Source organism: Shewanella submarina (assembly GCF_042646185.1).
Taxonomy (GTDB): domain Bacteria; phylum Pseudomonadota; class Gammaproteobacteria; order Enterobacterales; family Shewanellaceae; genus Shewanella; species Shewanella corallii.
The window spans coordinates 370,997-387,944 of record NZ_JBHRTD010000006.1 but is presented as its reverse complement, the minus strand read 5'-3'; the positions used below and the strand labels follow the sequence as shown (position 1 = coordinate 387,944).

Annotated in this window: 18 protein-coding genes; 6 read left to right on the top strand and 12 right to left on the bottom strand. The window is 50.7% G+C overall.

The genetic code is table 11. The features are described 5' to 3' along the window. Positions 1 to 19: 19 nt before the first annotated feature. The 6 genes from ACFOE0_RS04715 to ACFOE0_RS04690 all read right to left on the bottom strand — a co-directional run bounded on the left by ACFOE0_RS04715 (position 20) and on the right by ACFOE0_RS04690 (position 6,312). On the bottom strand, positions 20 to 1,039 hold the full coding sequence (locus ACFOE0_RS04715; RefSeq protein WP_248935239.1) for a Fe(3+) ABC transporter substrate-binding protein: 1,020 nt from the start codon (positions 1,037 to 1,039) through the stop codon (positions 20 to 22). A 203-nt stretch (positions 1,040 to 1,242) separates the two neighbouring features. Next, positions 1,243 to 1,839, bottom strand: coding sequence for a glutathione S-transferase (locus tag ACFOE0_RS04710; protein WP_248935240.1), 597 nt, complete (start codon positions 1,837 to 1,839; stop codon positions 1,243 to 1,245). A gap of 16 nt (positions 1,840 to 1,855) precedes the next feature. Beyond that, positions 1,856 to 2,599, bottom strand: a complete 744-nt coding sequence (locus tag ACFOE0_RS04705) for a ferredoxin--NADP reductase (RefSeq protein WP_248935241.1) — start codon at positions 2,597 to 2,599, stop codon at positions 1,856 to 1,858. 209 nt (positions 2,600 to 2,808) lie between these two features. Further along, positions 2,809 to 3,321, bottom strand: coding sequence for a hypothetical protein (locus ACFOE0_RS04700; RefSeq protein WP_248935242.1), 513 nt, complete (start codon positions 3,319 to 3,321; stop codon positions 2,809 to 2,811). 896 nt (positions 3,322 to 4,217) lie between these two features. Then, positions 4,218 to 4,460, bottom strand: a complete 243-nt coding sequence (locus ACFOE0_RS04695) for a hypothetical protein (RefSeq protein WP_115136005.1) — start codon at positions 4,458 to 4,460, stop codon at positions 4,218 to 4,220. A 67-nt stretch (positions 4,461 to 4,527) separates the two neighbouring features. After that, complete coding sequence (locus ACFOE0_RS04690) at positions 4,528 to 6,312, bottom strand: ABCB family ABC transporter ATP-binding protein/permease (RefSeq protein ID WP_248935243.1); 1,785 nt, start codon at positions 6,310 to 6,312, stop codon at positions 4,528 to 4,530. 331 nt (positions 6,313 to 6,643) lie between these two features. On the opposite strand from ACFOE0_RS04690, the gene ACFOE0_RS04685 reads away from it, so the two are divergent. After that, positions 6,644 to 6,823 carry a hypothetical protein gene (locus ACFOE0_RS04685; RefSeq protein ID WP_115136309.1) on the top strand — a complete coding sequence of 60 codons (180 nt, stop codon included), beginning with the start codon at positions 6,644 to 6,646 and terminating at the stop codon, positions 6,821 to 6,823. Positions 6,824 to 6,950: 127 nt separating this feature from the next. Here the strand turns inward: ACFOE0_RS04685 and aroG are convergent, their stop codons facing one another. From aroG to glnK, 5 genes are all read right to left on the bottom strand, one after another. Continuing rightward, a complete protein-coding gene (aroG, locus tag ACFOE0_RS04680) occupies positions 6,951 to 8,012 on the bottom strand; it encodes a 3-deoxy-7-phosphoheptulonate synthase AroG (protein WP_248935244.1) in 1,062 nt (353 codons plus the stop codon). A 154-nt stretch (positions 8,013 to 8,166) separates the two neighbouring features. Then, positions 8,167 to 9,342: a tetratricopeptide repeat protein gene (locus ACFOE0_RS04675; protein ID WP_248935245.1), complete on the bottom strand. Its 1,176-nt coding sequence runs from the start codon at positions 9,340 to 9,342 to the stop codon at positions 8,167 to 8,169. Between the two features lie 179 nt (positions 9,343 to 9,521). Next, complete coding sequence (locus ACFOE0_RS04670; protein WP_248935246.1) at positions 9,522 to 9,890, bottom strand: hypothetical protein; 369 nt, start codon at positions 9,888 to 9,890, stop codon at positions 9,522 to 9,524. A 79-nt stretch (positions 9,891 to 9,969) separates the two neighbouring features. Beyond that, positions 9,970 to 11,217: an ammonium transporter gene (locus ACFOE0_RS04665; protein WP_248935247.1), complete on the bottom strand. Its 1,248-nt coding sequence runs from the start codon at positions 11,215 to 11,217 to the stop codon at positions 9,970 to 9,972. 17 nt (positions 11,218 to 11,234) lie between these two features. Continuing rightward, positions 11,235 to 11,573 carry a P-II family nitrogen regulator gene (gene glnK / locus ACFOE0_RS04660; protein ID WP_115136011.1) on the bottom strand — a complete coding sequence of 113 codons (339 nt, stop codon included), beginning with the start codon at positions 11,571 to 11,573 and terminating at the stop codon, positions 11,235 to 11,237. 230 nt (positions 11,574 to 11,803) lie between these two features. Here glnK and ACFOE0_RS04655 point away from each other — a divergent pair, with 230 nt between their 5' ends. The 4 genes from ACFOE0_RS04655 to ACFOE0_RS04640 all read left to right on the top strand — a co-directional run bounded on the left by ACFOE0_RS04655 (position 11,804) and on the right by ACFOE0_RS04640 (position 14,040). Beyond that, on the top strand, positions 11,804 to 12,346 hold the full coding sequence (locus ACFOE0_RS04655; RefSeq protein WP_248935248.1) for a hydrolase: 543 nt from the start codon (positions 11,804 to 11,806) through the stop codon (positions 12,344 to 12,346). Positions 12,347 to 12,413: 67 nt separating this feature from the next. Then, positions 12,414 to 12,755, top strand: a complete 342-nt coding sequence (locus tag ACFOE0_RS04650; RefSeq protein ID WP_115136013.1) for an FKBP-type peptidyl-prolyl cis-trans isomerase — start codon at positions 12,414 to 12,416, stop codon at positions 12,753 to 12,755. Between the two features lie 150 nt (positions 12,756 to 12,905). After that, positions 12,906 to 13,469 (top strand): cytochrome b/b6 domain-containing protein, encoded by a 564-nt coding sequence (locus ACFOE0_RS04645; protein ID WP_248935249.1) that lies wholly within the window; start codon positions 12,906 to 12,908, stop codon positions 13,467 to 13,469. Between the two features lie 64 nt (positions 13,470 to 13,533). Continuing rightward, positions 13,534 to 14,040, top strand: a complete 507-nt coding sequence (locus ACFOE0_RS04640; protein WP_115136015.1) for a MarR family winged helix-turn-helix transcriptional regulator — start codon at positions 13,534 to 13,536, stop codon at positions 14,038 to 14,040. Between the two features lie 23 nt (positions 14,041 to 14,063). Here ACFOE0_RS04640 and ablB read toward each other — a convergent pair whose 3' ends face one another. Beyond that, on the bottom strand, positions 14,064 to 14,936 hold the full coding sequence (gene ablB / locus ACFOE0_RS04635) for a putative beta-lysine N-acetyltransferase (protein ID WP_283106376.1): 873 nt from the start codon (positions 14,934 to 14,936) through the stop codon (positions 14,064 to 14,066). A 432-nt stretch (positions 14,937 to 15,368) separates the two neighbouring features. On the opposite strand from ablB, the gene ACFOE0_RS04630 reads away from it, so the two are divergent. Beyond that, positions 15,369 to 16,859, top strand: coding sequence for an AAA family ATPase (locus ACFOE0_RS04630; RefSeq protein ID WP_248935251.1), 1,491 nt, complete (start codon positions 15,369 to 15,371; stop codon positions 16,857 to 16,859). Positions 16,860 to 16,948: the final 89 nt, after the last annotated feature.

The following is a 16,948-nucleotide window of genomic DNA, read 5'->3' as shown; positions in this document are numbered from 1 at the left end:
CAGGCAAATGGCAAAGGCCTCAGAGGTCGAACTGCACCTCATCCAGCAGTTTTACCGCTGCCTTATGGTTGTCTGCCAACGCCTGAATCGCCAGTTTGTCAGCTTTGAATTTACCCCAGGACGCGACCAGTCCGGATAAAGGCACGTCAGCTTTGACCGGATACTCATAGTTAACCTCAGCATAAGCGGCCTGCGCCTTATCAGAGGAGAGGAACTCCATCAGCTTGACGGCATCGGCTTTGTTGGGGGCGTGCTTGGTCAGCGCCATGCCAGACACGTTAATGTGTGAGCCACGGTTATCCTGGTTAGGGAAGTTGATCTCTACCGCCTCAGCCCAGGCAGTCTGCTTGGGATCGTTAACCATCTTGCCCAGGTAATAGCTGTTGCCGATGGCGATATCACACAGACCTTCTTTAACGGCTTTAACCTGAGCTCTGTCATTCCCCTGAGGGCGGCGGGCCAGATTGTCTTTTACCCCTTCCAGCCACTTCTTGGTTTCTGCTTCACCGTGATGAGCAATCATGGAAGCCACCAGCGCTATGTTGTAAGGATGCTTACCGCTGCGGGTACAGATTTTGCCTTTAAACTCTGGCTTTGCCAGGTCTTCGTAGTCCAGGTCCAGCTTGCCCAGGCGCTCTTTGGAGGAGTAAACGTTACGCACACGCATGGTCAGGGCGTACCAGTCGTCTTCCGGTGAACGGAACTGAGCGGGGATGTTTAGTTCCAGCACCTCGCTGTCAACCGGGGCAACCAGGCCCTTGTCGACCAGCTCCTGAAGGCGGGAAAAGTCAGAGGTCAGAACAATATCGGCGGGAGAGAGTCGGCCTTCGCGGGCGATACGCTCTGCCAAACCATCTTTGGCAAAAACCAACTCGACTTCAGTACCGGTTTGTTTGGTGAAGTCCTTAAGAATAGGTTCAATCAGAAACGGTTGACGATAGGAATAGACGGTCAGCTTATCTGCTGCCACTGCGGACCAGGAGATTACTCCAGCCAAACATACAACACCGGCTCTGGTCATCTGTTTTACCAACTTCATTCCCTGTTCTCCCTCATCAACTAAATATATTTCGGATGATTAATATAATGATAATAGTTATCAGTAGCACTAAGAGTACAAAAACTTACTGATACCAGCAAGATGAATCCATCAAAAGTGGGCTCTATTGTATTCTTTTTGAACGAAGTTCCGGAGAGTAAAGCGGGCAGCTAAGTTAGCCCGCTGAGGCAGAAAACATCGGGTTACGCGGGACGGGTTTCGCTGAAAATCGGTTCCTTACTGATGTGGTTCAGCCAGAGCGCCGTGGCCGGTGCCAGGTTGCGCCACTCAATGGAAGGGTGGCGAAAGTCCAGATAGTCAAGCAAACATACCAGCGCGATACGCTCTGCGGTGATCTCATCACCATTCAGTAAGCCTGAGTGATCTATTTGACGCAGGCCCCTTAGCAGGGCTTGCTCAAAGCGTCCTTTCCAGAAGGGAGAGCTATTCCCCTCCTCCGCCCGCATTTGCTCCTGTCTGAGCGCCACCGCACTGTCCAGCATGCCTTTTAACATAGAGAACAGGCAGTGCCGGGACCAGTAACCATCTGCCGGCGCGAACAGTTGACTCTGGCCATACTCCACGTCCAGAAAACGGCAAATCACTTCAGAATCATAGAGCGCACTGCCATCGGCCAACATCAGGCATGGCACCTTACCAAGGGGATTGGCCTCGACGAACTCCTCATCATTATCGAAAGGGTTGGTTGAGGTCAGTTGGATATGGGTCAACTGCAGCAGTTCTATCATCACCCTGACCATTCTTGCGTAGGGCGAAGCATCTGAATAATAGAGTTTCATCAAAGCCACCACTCCCTTACCAGTATTTTTCCATGGTGATCTGACCCGGGGCTCTGCGCAGATTCTTTGCCAGCCCCCTCTCCTGCAGTAGCTCCAGGGCTCCTGATACCATGCCTGGATTGCCGCAAATCATCACCTGACTGTCCTGTGCAGACAAGGTAACGCCTGCTTGTTGCTCGATACTGCCATCTGCGAGACCATCCGGAATACGGCATTCCAATGCCCCCGGCATCTGCTCCCGGGTAACACAGGCGACCAGTTCAAGCTGCCCTTGATGCAGCTGTGCCAACTCCTGAAGTCGCTGCCAGTACGCCAGGTCCTCTTGCAATCGGACACCATAAACCAGCACGATACGCTTGAACCTTTGCCAGGGCTGCTCTGTTTCCAACATAGAAACAAATGGACCAACGGCAGTGCCGGTCGCCAGTAACCATAGATGCTGTCCCATATCTGCAGGGAGTTCATCCAGAGTCATAAAACCTGCGGCCCTGGTGGAGATTTCAATCTGATCGCCTGAATTCAAATCGTGCAGCGACGGAGACAGTTGGCCATCCTCGACCCGCACCGCCAACACCTCCAGATAATCGGCGTTGGGCGCATTGACCAGAGAGTAAGCTCTGGCAACACGTTTACCGTCACGCTCCTGGCTGAGCTTGATAAATTGCCCGGCAATAAAAGGCTCAATATCTGCAGCCAATCTGAGGGTAAAGAGTTTGTCATTCCAATCGATGCGCTCAATCACGGTTGCGCTTGTCCACATTTTTCCTGTCTCCGCACTGAACAGATAGTTTCAGCATAAGCCTTTAAACCTTAGACAAAAACCCCTTTATTGCATGGCTTTATTCAGGGTTAATCAAGTTTAAGGATTTAGTCACTGTGCAAGCGATTACCAGAGAACAGCTTAAAACCGACAGAAAAAGCAGGACAAAGATATGAGCAGTTGAATTTACTTAGAACGCGGGGAAGAGCTCAGAGGCCAAACCGGGAGGCGCTGCCACTGCCGGCGATCACCAGACTCAAACTGGCATCCCACTCCAACTGCAGCTTTTGATGGGATAACTTAAGTTGTTCAGCCATGCCGGGATGAGCGGCCATAGACTCTACCGCGCTGATAGCCTGACGATAGCCGGTATCCAGTGCCACCCCAAGCGCCATCACAGCCGACATATCACCATATCCCAAACTTCCCTGCTGGCGTACCTGTTGGAAACCATATTGAAGAGCACTGGCAAACAGGGTATCTGCAGAGTCTGGTGCAAATGCATATCTGGCTGCACGATTGCCAGCCGAGACAGACAGAGCCTCATCCACGGCCTGACGGATAGTGGCGAATGCCTGCATCCAGGGGGCGATTTGCGGCGGGGTTTTGCGCCCCTCGACTGACTCACTTTCCTTCGATAGTAATGAGCTTTCAGATGGTGCTTTAGCGTCATTGAGGGTAATGGCAGCCTTAACATCTGATGATGTTATACCTGTTAACATTGAAGCCCTCCTTACATTATCCACCAGTGATTAAGCAGTACTTAATATATCGACCTGATAACGAGTTTCTCCAGCAAAAAATAAAACTGCGAAAAGCACCCCAAACAAGCCAGATACACCAGCGCAAAACTTTCGCAACAAACAAAATTAAATCAACCTTTTAGGTCAAATTGATTTGAAAGTAACCAGGCAAGCCATTATGATTGACACCGTTTCGTGCACGAGGTCACATTCTTTGATTTTTTGCGACACCTCGACAATCAATTAGGAACACATGGAATATGAACGCCGTAGTATCAAATCCTCTCAGGGAGTCTTCCCAGAGCAGTTGCAAAAATTGCCGCCGCTTCACCGAGTTGGAAGGCGCACTTTTGTGTTACCGCGAGGGCAGCATCACCCCTCTTGAACCCAAAAAGCTTGAACTGTTCAAGCCGGGAGCTGCCTGCGAAGCCTGGCAGGCAAATAAGCAAGCTCGCTGAGTAAAAACATTCCTGAATAATGAAACACCCCGCAACTGCGGGGTGTTTTGTATCTGAGTACGGTTTGCCTTGGTTAGATACCGCTTTGCTTATTCAGCCTCAACTACCAACATGCTGGGTATCTATTGTCCAGCGCAATAAAAAAGCCGCAGTCATCGGGGCATGATGACTGCAGAAAAGGATGACTAGCAGATAAAATACACAGCAAGAAAAGGTAGGGAAGCGAGTGTTCAGACCGTCCGCAAGCCCAGCGTGATTTGCCTTGGTTAGAATCCTGCTTTGCTTATTCAACCTCAATCACCGACATGCTGGGTATCTATTGTCCTTGGCAATAAAAAAGCCGCAGTCATCGGGGCATGATGACTGCGGAAAAGGATGAGAAGCAGATTAAAATACAAAAAAGGGGGAAGCGAGTGTTCAGACAGGCTCAGGCAGGACTGACATATTGAACGCGGTGTGGCTCGATTGTGCATTGCTGCGCATACCCAATGTCAATCCGCGGGTTGAAACCTTTACCCCGGCAATCAGCTGGGTGTAAACATCATTCAACATACCTTGTTCCAAACCACGAAATGCCAAAGTGCGGCGAACCGAATACCAGTCACTGTCCATCACTGACGACTGTCCTTCAACAGCCACTGTCAAAGCAATATTGTCCATATCAACCTCCCTGAATCACTCGGGACCCATTATTGAGGTTATTTACTGAACACAAGCTGTACGGAGGTTATTCTCTTTCCCGGCTTTGATGCTGCATCTGCCATAGCCCGGCATAGACTCCACCAACAGCCAGTAGTTGCTGATGCTTGCCCTGCTCGACAATCTGGCCACCTTTAAGCACCAGAATCCTGTCTGCATCTACCACGGTAGAAAGGCGGTGTGCGACAACCAGTGAAGTTCGCCTGGCTGAGACCTCTTTCATGGCGGTTAAAATGGCTTGTTCAGCACCACTGTCCAATGACGAAGTCGCTTCATCGAATACCATCACTGGCGCCCCTTTCAGAATCGCTCTGGCGATGGAGACACGTTGCTTTTCACCGCCTGACAGCTTCATACCACGTTCACCAACCCGGGTTTCCAGACCCTTGGGCAGTCGCTTCACCAGCTCCTCCAGATGGGCAAGCTGAACGGTTCGCCGTATATCTTCATCAGACGCTTCGGGTCTGCCATAGCGAATATTCTCAAGCAGGGTGTCATTAAACAGTACGGTATCCTGAGGTACGATACCGAACTGCCTGCGAAGACTTTGCTGCTCCATCTGACGGATATCGACACCATCCAGTTTAATGCTTCCACCTGTGACATCGTAAAAGCGGAACAGCAGCTTAATTATCGTGGACTTACCACCGCCACTCTCACCCACTATGGCGATCTTTTCGCCCGGCATCAGCTCGAAACTGACATTATCGAGTATCTGTCGCTCACCATAGGCGAAGGAGACATTGTCAAAAACCAGATGTCCCTTACCAGCACTCGACTGAGGGGTGTCTGTATCCAAAATTTGGGGCCGCTCATCAAGCAGCGAAAACAGGCGCTCTATGTTGGCCAGCGCACCACGGATCTCCCTGTACACGAACCCCAGGAAATTAAGCGGCATAAACAGCTGCATCATAAAGGCATTAACCAATACAAAATCACCTATGGTCATATCGCCGCTGATCACGTCTGATGCCGCCAGCCCCATCATCACTGTCATGGCTGAAGCAATAATAAAGGCCTGACCTGCGTTCAATGCGAACAGAGACAAACGATTATCACGCTTGGCCTTTTCCCATCGTCCCAGGGCTTCATCATACTGTTTAAACTCGTACTCTTCGTTGTTGAAGTACTTCACGGTTTCATAATTGAGCAGGCTGTCTATCGCCCGGGTATTACTGGTTGAGTCAGCAATTGCAGCTTCCCGGACATATCCGGTTCGCCATTCAGTGGCGATAACCGAGAACACCCCATAGGCAGCGACAGCCACCAGGGTCACAGCAGCAAATACCCAGCCGTAGTTGTACCAGAAAATGCCGACTACCAGCCCAATCTCAAGCACAGTGGGAACAATATTAAACACCATAAAGCGCATCAGAAATGACACGCCGCTGCTGCCTCTCTCAATATCCCGGGAGAGACCACCGGTTTGTCGGTCGAGATGAAATCCTAAATCCAACGAATGCAAATGCCGGAAGACATTCAGTCCCAGTCGTCTGATTGCCCGCTCAGTCACCCGACCAAACAGGGTATCTCTGACCTCACCAATAATGGTGGAGAGAAATCTCAGCCCGCCATAAGCCAGTACCAGAGCGATGGGGACTGCGACTGCCTGCAGTTTTTCCGAGTCCAGCGTATTAACCAGATCCTTAAGCACAAAAGGCATGGTGACACCGGCAAGTTTGGCCGCCAACAGGCAGAGTATCGCCAGCCCTACACGCAGCCGGTACTCCAGCAAATAGGGCCATAACAATCTCAGTACCTGCCAGTGCAGTCTGTCTGCGGGAGCGTTGTCCAGATATCGGGAGGGACGCATAAAACCTGCCTTTGATCAATACGATGGAATACTCAACTCAGGAGCATGATGCCAGATAGCCCAGGAAGGTGCGATAGCCTTAAGCAGCCGCTTTTCAGCCACAATCCCAACACAATGTCGAATATTGCACCAATTTTCATCACCTGGCAGCGCAAATCCCCTGTACCGCCTTGTAATAACTGGAGTTCAACAGTGAAATATTTCTCTTCTTTGGTATTATCTGGCGATTAATAATCTGATACCCTTCGGTGACGCCTGCATAACACAAGCAACTACAGGCGATAAAAATTAAAAAATCCTCTAATAACAAATTATGGTTGAAGGACGTTTTATGTTGGACTCCGCTAAGGTTCAATACCCGCCGCTGCCGCTGCTGAAAACCTGGGTATGGATGATGATTGAATCTGATAACCCCGAAATTCGAGAAAAGGGTAAAAAGAACCTGATTGCCTCTTTCGGTAGCCTGGCAAAAGCCAATGAGTACATCTCCCAGCAGTTGAAAAGCGCTTAATACCTTTCCCCTTTAGAAGATAGGTTTAAGCCGCTCGCGCGCCTTTTTAAACTCGCTGAATGATTTAATTCAAGGGCTGATTGATAAATTGAAAGAGGGGCCTTAGCCCCTCTTTTCTTTATCTGTATTATCCAGCCTGTTCTCTTCTGGCCAGAATGCTGGCATTTAAACCGGCCAGCAGCTTTTCTGTGTCCTGCCAGCCGATGCAGGCATCAGTAATACTTTGCCCGTACGTCAGTGGCTGTCCGGGGCGATGATCCTGACGCCCTTCCACCAGATGACTTTCCACCATCACCCCGAAGATTGACTGCTCACCCGACGCAATTTGGCCGCCAACATCCTCAGCCACCAGCATCTGACGCTGATACTGTTTGGAGCTGTTGGCATGGCTGAAATCAATCATCAGGTTTGGATTGAGCCCAACGGTAGTCAGCTGCCCTGAGATCTGCTTCACGTGCTCAGCACTGTAGTTGGGCTCTCTGCCGCCGCGCAGAATAATGTGACAATCCGGGTTACCTTTGGTGGACACAATCGCCGAATGACCGTACTTGGTCACAGACATAAAGTGGTGGGGAGCAGCGGCTGCACCTATGGCATCTATGGCAATTTTAATCGTGCCGTCGGTGCCATTTTTAAACCCGACCGGACAGGAGAGACCGGACGCTAACTCTCTGTGCACCTGAGACTCAGTGGTTCTCGCCCCAATTGCACCCCAGCACATAAGATCCGCCAGGTACTGAGGCGTGATCATATCCAGAAACTCACCGGCAGTTGGCAGGCCAGCGTGATTCAGGTCCAGCAGTAACTTACGGGCTTTTCTAAGCCCCTCATTCAGCTGGAAACTGCTATCCATGAAAGGATCATTAATTAGTCCCTTCCAACCCACTGTAGTCCGTGGCTTTTCAAAATAAACCCGCATCACGATTTCCAGCTGATCCTTATACTCCTCACGCAGTGCCAGCAGCCGCTCACCATACTCAAGGGCAGCTTTGGGGTCATGAATGGAACAGGGGCCGATCACCACCAACAGGCGGTCATCATGGCGGGAGAGGATATCTGATATCGCTTTGCGGGAGTTAAAAACCGTCGCAGAAGCCGCTTCCGAGGCAGGAAATCGTTCCAGAATGGCGACCGGGGGCAACAGCTCTTTGACTTCATTAATACGCACATCGTCATTCTGGTAATACATAGGGAACAGGTCTCCTTGGCCTCTTTATCATTAACAGCCAATTTAACGAGTCCCCCACCACAATGCAACGCAATCACTATTTATTTCAACATGAATCCATATGCCACTGTTTTTATTGATTTAATATTTTTTAAACAGTCAAATTTCTCAGTATCTATATGCTACGATTCGCATAGTTTTTCATCGCTTTAAGCTTATATTGGTACCTTTGCTTATCTTCTTCATCTGTCGCCAGTTTTATTGCCCGACTCATGTTGAACTCAGCTCGGTCCCTGTCACCCAATTGCCAATAAGACTTGGACAGGCCCAGAAAAAACTCAGGTTGATAATCAGCCAGCTTCACCGCCCTCCTGTACCAATCCACCGCTTCGGAATAAGCTTTTCTGGTGTATGCCTCTTCCGCCATATCAAAGTAGTAGAAAGGATTACGGATACGGGCAAGCTCCAGCTTTCTGTGGATTTGAGACCACTCCTCCAGCCTTCCCTGCTCGCCCAGCAAGAGCGCCAGATTGCTCATGGGGTTCAGGTGATCCCCCGGCAACGCCATGGCATACCGATAAACCCGCTCCGCTTCTCCATCCATACCAGCCCTGCGATAAACAACCCCCAAAGTATTAATGGCGGAGATAAAGTCAGGTTTGAACTGGAGGCTGGCTTTGGTCAGGGCATAGGCTCTGTCCAGATCGCCGTTTACCAGAGCTTCTGCCGCCAGATTGTTGTAAAACATAGCGGTGACTGTGCTGCGATTAATTCTGTGGCTGGTATATCCCCGAATCGCCCTTTCCGGCAGAAAATCTACCAGTATTGAGCGGGAGGCAAAGGTCAGACTGGTACTGCTCTCAGGGGCGTAGAGCTTGATATTGATGTGACCGTTAATCAGGTAAAACTGCCCCCACTTATCCCAAATAGGCTGAACCTCCACCTCCTGATATTGCACCGGCACATTCAGTGTGTCAGCCAGAGCAGTGGTCAGCAGTACCAGGCTCAGGCAATTGCCCTCACGACGGGCATAGGTCTCGGTCGCTCCGCGGGTCAGATGATCTCTGTACTCAAAGCCGCCGTCACGTTCACGGATGAACTCGCTCAGCCACTCATGGGCATTGTGGCTACTCTTGTAACCGAGTTTATCTCGCTCATAACGACGCCGGACCTCGGAAGCTACTGAAGGGGGAAGTTTGAATATGGTGTCTGCTGCGGGCAACACCTGTTCGGTATCAAAGTGTTGGTCCAGAAACAGGCTTTCCACCTGTGCCCGATAGACAGGTGTCTGGGCAGACTGACATCCTGCCAGCATCACCACGGTAAGCAGGGTTAATACGCGAAGCAGCATACTTCCTCCTCTGGGTCCACAGGACCGGTTGGAATGGGTATCCAGTGTTGCCGCCCGACGTTTTACCGCCAATAAGCTATGTTGACAGCCCTTGCAGAATAAAGGCCGAACAGCACCGATAACTTAAATTATGGTTCACTTTATCACCATATGCTGATCTGCCCGGATTTGAAATGTAATTAATCGTTATCAACCGGAACGGCTGGCTTGAAACGTGGTGGTTCAGCGTTTTTGGGGGCGGGGATACGTTGATATTGCAGCTTCTGTTGCAGCTCGGACGTTCTGGGCTGAGGGTAAGGTCGATAGTACAAATCGCCGCAACGATAGTGTCTGTAGGGCTGAACCAGCAACACACATCCAATGGGAAGCGATTCAATCAACTCAAGTTGCTGCTTGAGTCTTTGCTGCTCCTGCCATTCATGATCTGCCTTTTTGGCATCTCTGACAGCGAATGGGTCGAAAGGCTCTGTCTTGTCATGAACCTTAATATCACCGGCATAGGCCTGGCACACCAGCATCCAGCTCAACAGCAACAACCCGGTTCTCATTACGACGCTCCGATCGACATATCTGTTGGCAGCTTAGCACAAAAAAAGCAGGGACAAGCCCTGCTCTGTTCGTTCGGTCTCAGGCTGATTTTACCGATACAAACTCAGGGTAAGCATCGATACCACAGTCTGAAGCATCCATTCCCTGATACTCCTCTTCCTCGCTGACACGAATGCCCATGGTGTACTTGAGTATCGCCCACACTACCAGTGAAGCACCGAATACCCAGGCAAAGATAACTCCCGCACCCAGCAGCTGGGCAGCCACAGTGGCTTCAGAGTTGGACAGAGGCACCAGCATCAGTCCCAGGAAGCCCACTACACCATGCACTGATATTGCACCTACAGGGTCATCAATTTTGATGCGGTCAAAGCCGACAATAGAGAACACCACCAGACCACCGGCAATCGCACCAATAGCAGCGGCCAGGCCGAGGGATGGTGACAGAGGATCAGCAGTAATAGCCACCAGGCCTGCCAGTGCGCCGTTCAGTATCATGGTGAGGTCCGCCTTGCCCCATGTCATCTTACACACCAGCAAAGAAGCAATGGCACCAAAGGCTGCAGCTGAGTTGGTATTCACAAAGATTTTGGCAACTGATGAAGCGTTATCGGCATCAGACACCATTAACTGAGAGCCACCGTTAAAGCCGAACCAGCCCATCCACAGGATAAAGGTGCCTAAAGTCGCCAGCGGCAGGTTGGAACCCGGGATTGGGTTTACCTGACCATTGGCAGCATATTTCCCTTTACGGGCTCCCAGCAGCAACACACCGGCAATAGCTGCCGCAGCACCGGCCATATGCACAATGCCACTACCGGCAAAGTCAACAAACCCGGCTTGGGACAGGAAGCCGCTGCCCCAGGTCCAGTAACCTTCTACCGGATAGATAAAGCCCGTCAGTACTACGCTGAATGCCAGAAAGGCCCACAGCTTCATACGCTCGGCGACAGCACCGGATACAATAGACATGGCTGTCGCCACAAACACTACCTGGAAGAAGAAGTCAGACTCCAATGCGTGGTCGGCATCGCCAGACTGTGTGCCTATCAGCGCCCCCAGACTAGGCAACCAGCCCCCCTCGGTATTGTCTACATACATGATGTTGTAACCCACAATCAGGTACATGATGCAGGCAATTGAGTACAGGCACACATTCTTGGTAAGAATTTCAGTGGTGTTCTTTGAGCGCACCAATCCGGCCTCCAGCATGGCAAAACCAGCCGCCATCCACATCACCAGTGCACCTGAAATCAAAAAGTAAAATGTATCAAGGGCAAACCTCAGTTCAGTTACTGTCGCCCCAAGTTCTGTTAGCGTTTCCATCTTATTGCCCCCAATTTTTATAATGCTTCAGTATCTGTTTCGCCGGTACGAATACGGATCGCCTGCTCCAGCTCAGTGACAAAAATTTTGCCGTCACCAATTTTGCCGGTACGGGCAGCTTCTGTTATTACCTCAAGCAGGTGGTCGAGGTGCTCATCCTTGGTCGCTATCTCCAGCTTCACCTTGGGCAGAAAGTCCACCTGATATTCCGCTCCCCGATAAAGCTCGGTATGCCCCTTTTGCCGACCAAAGCCCTTAACCTCTGTCACTGTCATGCCCTCAATGCCCAGACCTGCAATCGCTTCTCTGACGTCATCAAGTTTGAATGGCTTTATAATCGCGCTGACCAATTTCATCCCGCCCTCCGGTTTGTTCTCGTCCGTTGTTTGACCAAGTGCGTTACAATCTTTACGCCATAAATAAAATCAATTTATTAACAATGAGTTAAGCAAATACCACAACACCAAGCTGAATACAATTGCACCAAACTCGTGCATTTATGCACCACCAGGCATCAAGTTTTGCACTGGAAAATGACATGTAAACGCAGTAGTTTGGGGGCTGATTGAATTAAGGGGGTGAAGAGATGTTGAAAGCAGAGGATTGCATACTGGCCATTGTGGACGTGCAGGGAAAACTGGCTCAGGTTGTCGACAACAGCGAAGCCCTCCACCAACAATTGAGCACACTGATCCAGGGCGCTCAGTTATTTGAAATTCCCACACTATGGCTTGAGCAACTTCCCGATAAACTGGGTCATACCACGCCGTCGCTGGCGGAGCTGCTTAGTCTGGAAAACCAGCCCATAGCCAAAGAGCACTTCAGTGGATGGCAGGCAGAAGGGTTCCGCCGCAGCCTTATCCAAAGTGGCCGCAAACAGGTTATCCTCGCCGGCATTGAAACCCATATCTGCGTGTATCAAACCTGCCGGGACCTGCTTGAGCAAGGCTATCATGTTCACCTGGTATGTGACTGCGTCTCGTCCCGAACGCCTGAAAACAAACAATTGGGAATTGAGATGATGCGGGATTATGGTGCCAGGATGCAAAACGTTGAGTCATTGCTGTTTGAACTGCAGCATATCGCACAGGGAGACAGATTTCGGGCTCTGCTGAAACTGATAAAATAGCAGGTTCAAATCTGGATGACCGTGCTAAACTGCCGCCGTTTGACAATCCAGCATTGAGGAAATTGCGATGACCAGTGAACTGATCATTGAAGATATTCAGGAAGGCGAAGGCAAAGAAGCGGTAAAGGGTGCGCTGATCACTGTGCACTATGAAGGCTTCCTGCAGGACGGCACCAAGTTTGATTCTTCCCACGACAGAGGTCGCCCTCTGCAGGTGGTTATCGGTACAGGCCGGGTAATCAAAGGTTGGGATCAGGGCATGATGGGTATGAAAGTGGGTGGCAAGCGCAAGCTGTTTATTCCATCACACCTGGCCTATGGTGAGCGCCAGATGGGTGACAAAATCCCGGCCAATTCAGATTTGACCTTCGAAGTTGAAATGCTGGAAGTGCTGACCCGCGACGACTAGTCATTTGGCAGGCCACAGGCTCTCAACTGATAGATTTAAACATACCGGCCTGAGTGCCGGTATTTTTATCTTCATTAATCAAACATAATCCGGCCCGCAGACAAACTCAGGCATGATAACAGTCTGGTTCATTGCTCTGGCTCGCTTTTCATGTCGGATAAACACCTTTCCCGGGGTATTTCATTTCTTTTCAGCAGGCTGCCTCCAGCTGAAACCTGGCTGCATGCCATCGTTATGTCAGCTGTGCTGCTGCAACTCCTCTCATCCTTCTTTATGCATGTCCATGTCGACACGCCGTTGACCAAATTAACTCCAGTGGATTGGTACCATGTGTTTGCCGGATTGGGACTGCTGATGTTGGCTCCTGTGTTTATTGCACTCTTGCTGAAAAGACGTCACCTCAGGGATCTCTATCCCTGGTTATTTGGGCAATTTCAACAGCTCAAAACAGACCTTCGCATACTTAAAGGTCTGTCCCTGCCCGATGCTCAGCCCGGTGGGCTCGCCGCTTGCGTCGAAGGGCTGGGACTCCTGGCTCTGCTGCTGGCGGTATTCAGCGGCGCCCTCTGGTTAGCAGGCATAACCCTGGGCTGGCAGACTGCATCAGACCTCCTCGGCCTGCATAAAGCTCTGGTTGGTCTGATTGAAGCCTATGTCTGGGGACACGGCGGTTTCGCCCTGCTTCACCTGCTTGTCTGGCGTCGTCACCACTGACACAAAACCCTTTTATCCTGAACTTAATAACGTTAATGTTCAGGGGTTACAGGAATGGAGTGTTATGGAAAAGTACGAACAACTATTGGTTTCATTGCGACGGGTGATCCGCGCAATCGACATCCACTCAAAACAGCTGAGCAAATTTGCCGGCCTGACCGGACCACAATTGATGGTGATAAACAAAATCTCTCAATTGGATGGCCCTATGGCAAAACAGGTTGCTGAAGAGATCAATCTGAGTCCTGCTACTGTAACCAATATTATCGACAGGCTGGAATCCCGGGAACTGGTTATCCGTGTTCGCAGTCAAACAGATAAGCGTAAAGTTCATCTGTATTTGAGTGAGCAGGGAAAAGAGTTGCACAAAGCTGCTCCCAAGGCCTTGCAGGAGCACTTTATCAAACGCTATCAGGCGCTGGAGGAGTGGGAGCAAAGCCAGCTGCTGTCGGCCGTGGAGCGTATCGCTTATATGATGGACGCAGAAGACTTGGACGCAGCGCCAGTGCTGGTAGTAGGAAATATTCACTCTGTGGAAAATCAGGACAACGACAAAAACTCATCATCCTGACCCAGCTGGCGCTCACACCAAGCTCAATAGCGGGTGCTGAGTGCCTTACTCCACACATTCATACTTTCAATATTCCCGTTTATCAGGGCGTTGTTTATCAAGCGCCCCTGATACTGATACCCCTGGCAGGCAAAAGTCCGGTTTATGCCAATGGAGGCGGCACGGGCTGTGGTGAAGGCCAACCTGAAACCTTCATCGACCAGCCGCTTTTCCATATGGTCCAGCAACAACCCCGCAAGGTGGTTACCCCGATACTCAGGTAAAGTCGCAAAATCAGCCACCTCCACCGCCAGATTTTTGGGGTCAAGCTCGGCCGATGCCAGCGCAATAATCCGACTTTGGTGCCTCACACCAAAATAGAGTACCCCTTCTTTCATACTGTTCCGTAAAAAACCGGCATCAGAAATTGGATAGGGATAGTCAGGGAAAATTCCCCGGTATAAGTGCGCCATTTCATTGGCAAAGGCCGGAGTCATGGGCACCACCTGCCAGTCATTGGCAGCTCTGAAGGGCTTTAATTTGGCAATAGCCTGCTTCAGAGCCTTATCATTGTGGGCTTCTTTGGGGTCGAATCGACGGTCGGTATCCGGGTAAGCCGCAAGAAACAGCGCATCTTCATCAACCCCCAGGCCATGGGAACCAAAGTATCCGGGCAAGCTGGCTTCCTCTACAAAACCATGTTCGAAAAAGGGTTCAGCATCACTCTGTCTGACCCTGGCAATCAGCTTGCCCAGGTGATGCTCGTCAGCCAACTCCTGCATTAAGTTTGGCATGGCGCTGGGGGAAGCCTTGCCCATAGACATGAGATAGACTCTGTCACTGTTAGGGCCATAATGTATCCTGGCCCCGTCAAGAGTGGTGCAGACATCAAGCTGCTCGCCCCTGGCCGCCTTCAAGTATCTCTTTCTAATGATTCGCTTTAATTTCAGGATTAGAGACATATCTAATTAAATACCATAGCCAACAAGTTGGTCACCAAAGACTTGTGTTCACCAGCAATACCCGTGCTCCGTTTTAGCAAAACTGCCGGGCTTGTCATAAAGAGAAACTCCAGAACACTCATTAAGTTATCCCTGCGCCGATTACAGGGTTAAGAATACTGCAAAACAGCATGGTCTCACCACTAAAGTCCCTGGAACCCAGAGATTTTATCAGCGTCACCGATAGTCAGGCCTGCCTGCGCACATTCACCGCTTTATCCCGACACTAACCCGGTGAACGACAAGGCAGGGTTAGCCCATGATGAGAAATTAAACTGGCCAACCGGTTAACTCATTTTAACAACAGGTTTACACTCGGTGCAGGAAGCGAAGGGATAAGGAATCACAATGAAAGAGATACAGGATCTCACCAGCCTGCTCCGGGGGAAGACCCCTATTATCGTAGTGGAAACCCATGAAGAGCAGCGTTTGCTGGAGTTGCTTAAACGGGTTGCCAGTTGCCTGTACAAGCCATTGTTCTGCTGGTCCATCACCACAGGACTGAGCCGGATAGACAGGGATATGGGTACCCAGAAATTCAACGCAGACCCAAGCGATCTGCTCAGGCATATCAAAACCACTGATCAAGAAGGTATTTATGTGCTGTGTGACTTTCACCCCTTCCTCAAAGACGCTCCCATCAATGTGCGGTTGATTAAAGAGATCGCCATGGAGTTCGAATCCAGCCGACAAACTCTGGTGCTGGTCAGTCATGGAGTTGAGATCCCGCCAGAGTTTCAGCGTTACTGTGCCAGCTTTAGCCTGCGACTGCCGGGCAGAAACCAACTGGCCAACCTGATTGCTCAAGAGATAGCCGAAGTACAGAATCAGGGGATGCAGCTGACGGTTGAGCCTGGCGCGGCAGAGCAGCTGGCCGATAACCTGAGAGGGGTTACTCTGGATGATGCCAGGCGTCTTATTCATAACGCCATTGTTGATGATGAGGCCCTGACCAAAGCGGATCTGGACAAGGTCAACCGTACCAAGTTCCAGCTGATGAATATGGATGGCGTGCTCAGGTATGAGTATGACACCCGCAGCTTCGCGGACATTGCAGGCATGGATGCACTGAAACACTGGCTCAAACTGAGAACACCCGACGACAGCCGCGCGGAAAGAGCAAGCCAAAACGCGCTCACGCCCCCCAAGGGCATAATGCTGCTGGGGGTGCAGGGGTGTGGCAAGAGTCTGGCAGCCAAAGCGGTAGCCGGGATTTGGCACCGTCCGTTACTCAGACTGGATATGGCGGCTCTGTATAACAAATACATAGGCGAAACAGAAGAAAACCTAAAACAGGCATTGGAGCTGGCAGACCTTATGTCTCCCTGCGTACTATGGGTGGATGAAATCGAAAAGGGGATTAGCGGTGGCAGCGGTGACGAAGGCACCTCCAAACGTATTCTGGGTACCCTGCTGACCTGGATGGCAGAACGTAAATCAGATGTATTTCTGGTCACTACCGCCAACGATATTCAGGCGTTGCCACCCGAGCTTATCCGTAAAGGCAGACTGGATGAGATCTTCTTCGTGGATTTGCCGGACAAAACCAGCAGGGAAAAGATTCTGTCGATTCACCTCAGTCGCCGCCGGATTTCACTGGAGCCATTTGATCTGCAGCAGTTGGCGATGGTCAGTGAGGGATTCAGTGGCGCCGAACTGGAACAGGTGGTGATCTCTGCACTCTATGCCAGCGCCAGTCAGGAGCAGGGCTTGAGTCAAAACAGCTTATTGGAAGAGCTGGCGGCCACCCGTCCTATTGCTGTGGTGATGGCCGAGAAAATTACTGCCTTGCGGCAATGGGCCAGCAATCGCGCTATTAATGCCCACACAGGCAGTTAATCTTCCCCAAAAAAAGACCCCGCACCTGGCGGGGTCTGGAACTGATACTGCTGACAATCAGCTTATTTGGGGGGCTTGTATCAGTTGCT

Excerpts from the sequence above, each read along its gene's own strand:
- ACFOE0_RS04715 (WP_248935239.1), bottom strand. The coding sequence starts at position 1,039 with ATGAAGTTGGTAAAACAGATGACCAGAGCCGGTGTTGTATGTTTGGCT.
- ACFOE0_RS04710 (WP_248935240.1), bottom strand. The coding sequence starts at position 1,839 with ATGAAACTCTATTATTCAGATGCTTCGCCCTACGCAAGAATGGTCAGG.
- ACFOE0_RS04705 (WP_248935241.1), bottom strand. The coding sequence starts at position 2,599 with ATGTGGACAAGCGCAACCGTGATTGAGCGCATCGATTGGAATGACAAA.
- ACFOE0_RS04700 (WP_248935242.1), bottom strand. The coding sequence starts at position 3,321 with ATGTTAACAGGTATAACATCATCAGATGTTAAGGCTGCCATTACCCTC.
- ACFOE0_RS04695 (WP_115136005.1), bottom strand. The coding sequence starts at position 4,460 with ATGGACAATATTGCTTTGACAGTGGCTGTTGAAGGACAGTCGTCAGTG.
- ACFOE0_RS04690 (WP_248935243.1), bottom strand. The coding sequence starts at position 6,312 with ATGCGTCCCTCCCGATATCTGGACAACGCTCCCGCAGACAGACTGCAC.
- ACFOE0_RS04685 (WP_115136309.1), top strand. The coding sequence starts at position 6,644 with ATGTTGGACTCCGCTAAGGTTCAATACCCGCCGCTGCCGCTGCTGAAA.
- aroG (WP_248935244.1), bottom strand. The coding sequence starts at position 8,012 with ATGTATTACCAGAATGACGATGTGCGTATTAATGAAGTCAAAGAGCTG.
- ACFOE0_RS04675 (WP_248935245.1), bottom strand. The coding sequence starts at position 9,342 with ATGCTGCTTCGCGTATTAACCCTGCTTACCGTGGTGATGCTGGCAGGA.
- ACFOE0_RS04670 (WP_248935246.1), bottom strand. The coding sequence starts at position 9,890 with ATGAGAACCGGGTTGTTGCTGTTGAGCTGGATGCTGGTGTGCCAGGCC.
- ACFOE0_RS04665 (WP_248935247.1), bottom strand. The coding sequence starts at position 11,217 with ATGGAAACGCTAACAGAACTTGGGGCGACAGTAACTGAACTGAGGTTT.
- glnK (WP_115136011.1), bottom strand. The coding sequence starts at position 11,573 with ATGAAATTGGTCAGCGCGATTATAAAGCCATTCAAACTTGATGACGTC.
- ACFOE0_RS04655 (WP_248935248.1), top strand. The coding sequence starts at position 11,804 with ATGTTGAAAGCAGAGGATTGCATACTGGCCATTGTGGACGTGCAGGGA.
- ACFOE0_RS04650 (WP_115136013.1), top strand. The coding sequence starts at position 12,414 with ATGACCAGTGAACTGATCATTGAAGATATTCAGGAAGGCGAAGGCAAA.
- ACFOE0_RS04645 (WP_248935249.1), top strand. The coding sequence starts at position 12,906 with ATGTCGGATAAACACCTTTCCCGGGGTATTTCATTTCTTTTCAGCAGG.
- ACFOE0_RS04640 (WP_115136015.1), top strand. The coding sequence starts at position 13,534 with ATGGAAAAGTACGAACAACTATTGGTTTCATTGCGACGGGTGATCCGC.
- ACFOE0_RS04630 (WP_248935251.1), top strand. The coding sequence starts at position 15,369 with ATGAAAGAGATACAGGATCTCACCAGCCTGCTCCGGGGGAAGACCCCT.